General features: G+C 65.2%; 8 protein-coding genes. 1 reads left to right on the top strand and 7 read right to left on the bottom strand.

What is annotated here, in order from left to right; translation table 11 throughout:
• Positions 1-200 precede the first annotated feature (200 nt).
• The 7 genes from ACIP82_RS37500 to ACIP82_RS37470 form a co-directional block, all read right to left on the bottom strand.
• On the bottom strand, positions 201-755 hold the full coding sequence (locus ACIP82_RS37500; protein ID WP_400660233.1) for a hypothetical protein: 555 nt from the start codon (positions 753-755) through the stop codon (positions 201-203).
• A gap of 880 nt (positions 756-1,635) precedes the next feature.
• Positions 1,636-2,205, bottom strand: coding sequence for a hypothetical protein (locus ACIP82_RS37495; protein WP_363615116.1), 570 nt, complete (start codon positions 2,203-2,205; stop codon positions 1,636-1,638).
• Positions 2,206-2,222: 17 nt separating this feature from the next.
• On the bottom strand, positions 2,223-2,576 hold the full coding sequence (locus ACIP82_RS37490; RefSeq protein WP_400660230.1) for a hypothetical protein: 354 nt from the start codon (positions 2,574-2,576) through the stop codon (positions 2,223-2,225).
• Between the two features lie 44 nt (positions 2,577-2,620).
• Entirely contained in the window at positions 2,621-3,181 is a 561-nt protein-coding gene (locus ACIP82_RS37485) for a hypothetical protein (protein WP_400660227.1), read from the bottom strand.
• Between the two features lie 58 nt (positions 3,182-3,239).
• The gene (locus ACIP82_RS37480; protein WP_400660225.1) at positions 3,240-3,614 is read right to left on the bottom strand and encodes a hypothetical protein; all 375 of its coding nucleotides are present in this window, start codon (positions 3,612-3,614) and stop codon (positions 3,240-3,242) included.
• 420 nt (positions 3,615-4,034) lie between these two features.
• Positions 4,035-4,577 (bottom strand): SMI1/KNR4 family protein, encoded by a 543-nt coding sequence (locus ACIP82_RS37475; protein WP_400660235.1) that lies wholly within the window; start codon positions 4,575-4,577, stop codon positions 4,035-4,037.
• Positions 4,578-4,805: 228 nt separating this feature from the next.
• Positions 4,806-5,462: an SMI1/KNR4 family protein gene (locus ACIP82_RS37470; protein WP_400660223.1), complete on the bottom strand. Its 657-nt coding sequence runs from the start codon at positions 5,460-5,462 to the stop codon at positions 4,806-4,808.
• A 275-nt stretch (positions 5,463-5,737) separates the two neighbouring features.
• Between ACIP82_RS37470 and ACIP82_RS37465 the strand changes: the two genes are divergently transcribed.
• Positions 5,738-5,965 carry a hypothetical protein gene (locus ACIP82_RS37465; RefSeq protein WP_400660220.1) on the top strand — a complete coding sequence of 76 codons (228 nt, stop codon included), beginning with the start codon at positions 5,738-5,740 and terminating at the stop codon, positions 5,963-5,965.
• The last annotated feature ends 873 nt before the right edge of the window (positions 5,966-6,838 follow it).

Genomic DNA, 6,838 nt, shown 5'->3' with positions numbered 1-6,838 from the left:
CCACACCAACAACCCCGCCACAGACCAACCCTCGCCAACCACCCGAGAACCTCCGACACTTCACCAGACACCAACTACAGCCAGGCACCCCACCGGGATCAGCTGAGCCATGATGCACCGGCCCAAGCCGCAGCCCTGGTGGGCAGGCAGGACGCAGCGCCGACGATCCGGAACACCGCGCCACCGTCACCTACCCGGCGTCAGGGACCCAGACCGTCCTGTCCTCCACGGATGCGAGCAGGCCGGAAGTCGGATCCGACAACACCTGGACGAGGAACTCGGCCATGCCCCCGTCCGCTTTCGACCAGGCCCGGGCCGCGGGCGCCCCCCCGGAACCACACAACCACCGGCCACCGATCAGGATCTGGATCGCCCGTCAGCCAGAAGCAGCGATCCCCGTTGTAATTGCAACCCCACTCAAGCAGCCCGCCAGGATCCGGGAACATCGGATACGGGAAGAGATCGGGATAGCTCGCACGCAGCCCATTGAACATCGGACCAACTTCAAGGGTCGTACGAGCAACCATGCGCGCAAATCCACCGGAAGTCCATCCGACCGGCCCTGCAGTCAGCGGTGAATGGACCCAAAGTTCACCGCCGATGGCACCTCGGCCAAATATGTTGATGAAATCCTGATAGTCGGCCGGAAACTCCACTCCAGCCTCGACCAGTGAACCATTCCAGGGCACCTCATAGCCCGCACCGGAACCCGGAACATTCAGCAGCTCGACAAGGGACGCCACCGAAACATTCACCTAAACCCTCCTGTCCGTCATCAGTAATTGCACCAGGCCGCCACCTGGAGGCGTTGACCCGGACCACCACTCAACGACAACCCGGCAGGCCACGACTCCCACAGAACCACTGACCCTATGCCTGACCAGCGAGAACACGGCGCCCCCACCCGAAAAGACAACAGCTTCTGAATACCACACCACTGCGCCTGGGCGGGTTTGGGAAGTCGGACCCGCCGACTTCCCATTCCCCGCCCGGGCAGGCAGACGGCTTCGCACAGCGGCTCGTCCGTGTGACCAATCAGGCCCAGGGCGCCTCAAACCAATCCCGGGCAGCCACCGCGTCACGTCGGGCCCGGCAATCGCCGTGGGTGCGCTCGGGCCTCCGCACGAACAGCCGCGCCACAGACCGACCGTCGTTAACAGCCTGAGGGGATCCGGCACTTCACCAGGCACTTACTGCGGCCGGGGGCCGCAATCGGCTTTCGCACCGCGCGGTAGACCGTCTCACCGATTTCAGCTATGGCATCCGATGCACCAGGGGTATGGCCAGTCACGCTATTCCACCCATCCGCTTGGCGAATACCTCCCCATGCATCGGTGTCCCCACCGCAGGTTGGCGGCCTGGCCCCGTCCGGGGTGAGGGCGAGTCAGGAGCGGTGCCACCCTGATCGTCGACCCCGGAGCGGTGCAGGCGGACGGACGCACAGCGCACAAAGCTCCGCTGCGCCGCCCCGTCCGGGAGAACGAACCGCCTGGCCGACGGGGCGTCGGGATCCGTGGCGGTGTCCGGCTCCTCCGCGATGGTGAGCTCGCCCCGGTCAAGGGCCGGATGCAGTTTCACTCGACACGCAAACAAGATCAACCAGCGAACCGTCGGCCGCCGCAAATTGCTCGCTAATCACCCCTCCTCGGGGACCCAGATGGGCACCGAGGGGTCCTGGAACGCGAGGTCGGCCAGTTCCGGGGTCTCGCCGGCGACCACCAGGAGGAGGAACTCGACCATTCCCACGTCGTACCGGCTCCAGGCATCCGGAAACCGCCCCCTGTGCCACACGATGACGGGCCAGCAATCCGGATCGTCCCCCTCCGTCAACCAGAAGCAGATATCACCGTTGTAGTTCCCCGCCCAAACGAGCAGCCCGCCGGCCTCCGGGTAGACCGGGTACGGGCAGAGGTCGAACGACTCCTCCCGCATGGCCCTGAACTGAAGGCCAATGTCCTCGGTGGTCCGACGGACCATGCGGGAGATCCCACCCTCCCCTGCCGCTCCCCCAGGGCGCAGCAGCGGGTCGAGGACCCCGAGGTCACCCCGAACCTCCCCGGCGCCGAAGACGTCGACGAACTCCCGGTAGGCCGAAGGGAACCCAAGGCCGGCCTCCTCCTGTGCCCTGTCCCACGACACGCGAGGAGCGTCCTCCCGGGCCCTCCACCCCGCCAGGCCGGAGAGCCTCCTCACGTCATCGCGCATGCGGACACCAGGTGGCCTCAGCAGCAACCGGCTTCAAGGCTGTGGCCATCCCTTTCGCTGTAAACATCCGACGCACTGCAGTCAACGAGAACTCCCCTGGAATCCCGGACCTGGATCTTGAATCGGTATTTAAATGGAGTCATACTGCCGGCGTACATATAGTCGGGCACCACCTGCATCTCCACGAGATTCTCCTTGATCGCCAGCTGTTTGGCCACCACCGCCTGAATTCCTGTCATTTTGCCAACGTTGACGGGGGTGGTCCAGCAGGGTGACAGATTCGCCTGGACGAAGCTGCAGCCCGGGCAGCGTCCGGGAACATGCGAAGGGGAACAGCTGGTCTGCGCGGCAGAGCCGGCGGTGGCGCCCATGGCGGGAGTACACCTCCGCCACCGGCAGGCCGACCCCGCCTTCACTACCCCACCCAATTCCAGTCGCCCTGGTACCGCCACATCGGCTCGTCGGAATTGGCCGGCGCCACCTCGTCCGCGTACACGTACGTGCCGTCGACAACGGCAAGCAGGAACGCCGCGAATCCTCCGTCGAAACGGTCCCACTCCTCCAGGCTCCGGTAGAACGCGACCACCGGCCAGGAATCCGGATCCTCGCCCTCGGTCAGCCAGAAGAACTGGTCAGCGTTGAGGTTAGAGCCCCAGGAGAGGATCCCACCGCGCTCAGGGTGGACAGGGTACGGGCAGTCCGGGTCAGCGGCCAGCTCGGCGGCGATCCCGTCCGTCGTCCTGCGCACGAACCCAGGGAAGCCGACGATCGGCCCGCCGTCGTAGGAGCGCAGGGTCGGCACCGGCACAGACAGCTCGCCATTGATCCGCACGCACCCGTACCGGTCCACGAACTCCCGATAGTCCGCCGGGAAGGCGAAGCCGACCTCCGCGAGGGAACGCTCCCACGGTGTAGCCGCCGGCCGTTGCGAGGGTTCACCGAAAATCTGGGCCAGACGGCCGAGTTCCATGTTCATCTTCTGTCCAGTAGTTCGATAGTGATGTTGCCACTTGCAAGGGTTCCGCAGCTCCCCTTCAGGGCCCGGCCAGGCAGCCGTGGGCTCCCGCAGGACGCTTCGCGACCGACGCCCCCGGACCTGCGCCCGGGTCGACCACATCCTCCATGGCCCAGCAGTCGATCCAGCCTCCCTTGCCGCCGTTATCACCCACCGCGCTCGCCGGACGGCGGTCGAGGCAACTGCGGTGCTTGTCCTCTTCCTGTGGATTGTTGCCCGCACCCGGAACGGGGGCGGTCTCCGCCCTCGGGGTCACGTTGGGGACGAGCGCGAGCATCGCGAGCAGGTCGGCGCTGCTGCAGGAGGCGGCGATGACGCTGAGGATGTCGCGGGGGTCCCTGGGTACCCAGTCGAACTGGGAGACCGGGCGCTCGACCGCGGCATGTAGCGGCACCAGCAGATGCGAAACGGCGCTGCGGTCTGCATGGGCCGCAGGGTTTCCCTGCATCCTGTCCCGAGCGGCTGTCGATCGGGAAGCCCAGGTTCTTCCAGCCGCTCCCCCGCCGTGCAGATCAGGTTCGATTGCGGCCATGAACAGTGGATCAGCCCCAAGTACGCTCCGACACACTTCTCTTGTGCCGGACCGCGACCGTTGAGCCGGGAGCGGGGACCGTCGGACGAGACCGAAGTCGACACCCTGCCCTGACCTGGCCAAGCCACGCGCCGGGCTCAGCACGAGGCCCCGGACCGCGGTGTCCAGGTCAGTTGCCGAGGCGCCAAGGCATCGCCGTCGATCCGGTGGGCAAAGCCCACACAGCACGCCGATCCTTCCCTGCCCAGTCGGGCCCCGGCGCCCACAGCGGCGCGGGACGGGTTACCCCCCCCACTCATCATCAGGGTCCGGACGCACCAACAATTCTTCCTCCATGACATAGTCGCCGCTCAGCACCGCGGCCAGGAACTCGGCAAAGCCACCGTCGAAACGGTCGAGTTCCCCTTGGAACCACACCACCACGGGCCACCTGTCAGGGTCCGGATCGGCGGTCAGCCAGCAGCAGTGGTCATGGTCGCTATTGCGGCCCCAACCGAGCAGTCCACCCGGGTCAGGAAATACTTGGGCTCGGACCTGCTGCCGGAAGAGGTCCTCCATTTCAACCTGGGCCCTGAACTCGGTGTCATTCTCGAAGCGCCACCCAGCCAAACCTCCCGGAGAGTCATCGGTTCCCGGGCGCCGCGCGGGCGTGCGCACTCCCCACTCGCCTGCGAAAGTCACCGAGCCGTACAGGTCGATGAACGCCCGGTAGTTCGACGGAAGCCGAACCCCGAGTTCCGCCGGCCAGCTCCCACGGCACACGAGCCGGAACGTACGCGGGCTCCCCCAGAATCCCCCGCACTCGATCCAACGCCTCGCCCACATTCTCCCCACTCGATACACCACTGCCACCGAGACCGACACGCAGTCGCTGCTCCCAGCATCCGCCAGGAGGCTTCGAAGATCCGCGCAAATTAACCGCGGCACGCCCACCGAACTCTCTCGCGATGAAGTGGCAGCGCGGCACGATGTCCGCCCCCTCCACGACAACCATCCCGGCCGAAGCCGCGACAGCCAGCGCCGCGAGCGCTGGCACCCACAGCGCTTCGATCGTCAGTGACCCGGCGACTGCCGCCTCCACGGCATCTGTGTCGACCCTGCGGGCACGTCCCACTCGGCCGCCCAATCTCGCCCTGTCCAGTCAAGTGAAGGACGCCACATGGGCTCTGGTTCAAGCAGATCCCACTCCTCCGGGTCCCCCTTGACCAGCACCTCTGCTTCTCGGCGATATCTTCCTTCCAGTACCGTCACTACAAATTCAGCAAACCCCCCGTCGAACCGATCTATCATTCCCCTGTGCCATAGCGCAACATCCCACCGGTCAGGGTCCGAACCCTCAGTGATCCAGCACAAGTGATTATGATTGGTATTGCGACCCCAGTACAGCAGTCCAGATGGATCCGGGTATACGGCCGTTCGTTCCTGGCGCCGGAACTCGTCCTCCATCTCGACCTGAACCCTGAACTCTGTATTATTGTCAAAGCGCCATCTGGCCATGCCCGAAAGGGCCATCGAACCGAGATGAAGTCTCGGCGAATACACCCCCCACTCGCCCGCAAAACTCACTCCGCCATACAGATCAATAAACGCCCGGTAGTCCGACGGAAGCTGGACGCCTAGTTCGACCGGCGCGCCCTCCCACGGAACGCCGGCCGGCACATACAGAGGCTCCCCCATCATTGATCGGAGCCGCTCAAACCACTCACTCATAACATGACTCCCATATAGCCGCAGAAACTGTTACCGAGAAGCCAACAAGTCATTAAATCAAAGAAATCAACCAGGCCGGCAGACGCGCCGGCCAGTTACCCAGCTGAACCGTCGCTCCAGTATCTGGGTTGAACTTCTCATTTCTCACCCGCGCAAAGTCGCGCACCCCGGGCCTGCCATCAACCTTCTGACCGACGGCCACCATGAAGAACGCCTTAGGAATGGTACTTAGAGCCAGGTTTGCAGCCTTGCCGCGTCCACCAAGCTCGCGTGCAATGAAATGGCATCTGGCGAGCGGCGTCTCCTGTCAGTACGCGCGCGCTCGGCGGGTGCACCTGGACGACCAGGTGAACCAGGTACTGGAAACGTGCGAGAACCAGCTGGACCAGGCCGCCGAACTGACGCTGCACCGGCGGCAGCCCGACCAGGTCGTCGGCCGACTGCGGCAGGTGTGCGCAGCACTCACGGTCCTGCGGGCCCTCACGGCCGCGGCCCCGCCCTGATCGGGCCTCCGCCGCCCGGGCCGGGTTCCGGGCGGCGAGCTGTACGGGCCCCGGATCCCCCGGACCGGACCATCCCACCCCGTCAGCGCCCGAATGCGGTCAACCCATCGTCACATCACGCAAGTGACCGCACCGTTCGCAGCAATCGGCGGTTCTACCCGGCTCCCGTTCTTCCCAGCCGACAAGCCGGCCCACGGCCGGTGTGAACCCCGGAGCCCACTCCGGGGTTCACACCCACAGAACTGACCTACTCGGCAACGGGACCGCCGAGCCCGCCAGGCCCCCGGGCACTGTGGCGAGCTCAGACCAACGGGGACCGGTCGAGCGCTTTCCACAGCGGCCCGGAGCCCAGCCAGCCGGGAGGAGCCGCAGTCCCGGAGAGCACCCCGGAAATGAATGTGGAGAAGCAGCCTTGGTAGAGGCGGACGCAGCCGAATTGGCGAAACTCCACCAGGATGTCCCAGGCCTCCTTTCCTCTCGGCACGAGGTAGCACTGGTCCCCATCCCAATCAGAATATCCCCATGGAATTACGGAGTCGACGTCGAAGCGCGGAGACCTGGAATCTCCGAGGTAGTGATGAGCCACACTCCGGAGAGATTCCCGGCCTCTCTTCATGAAATCGATCAGGGGCTCTGCACCACATGGATGCGACACATAGAGGTGACCTCGCACAATCCCGTCCCCGTAGAGGTTCACGAATTCCTTGAAGTCACCTGGAAGCGCTCCCCCTGCCCACTCCTCAATACCCAGCCACGCCTCGACGGGAGTCGGGCTAGACCCAATGCCGGTGACTTAATTCGTGTCTCGCTTGGTGATCGTGACGGTGGCTGGTTGGGGTGGTGGCCAGTTGCGGTGTTGGGCGCGTTTGAGGG

The organism is Kitasatospora sp. NPDC088548 (assembly GCF_044753005.1).
Lineage (GTDB): Bacteria > Actinomycetota > Actinomycetes > Streptomycetales > Streptomycetaceae > Kitasatospora.
This window is presented reverse-complemented; position numbering and strand designations above follow the sequence as displayed.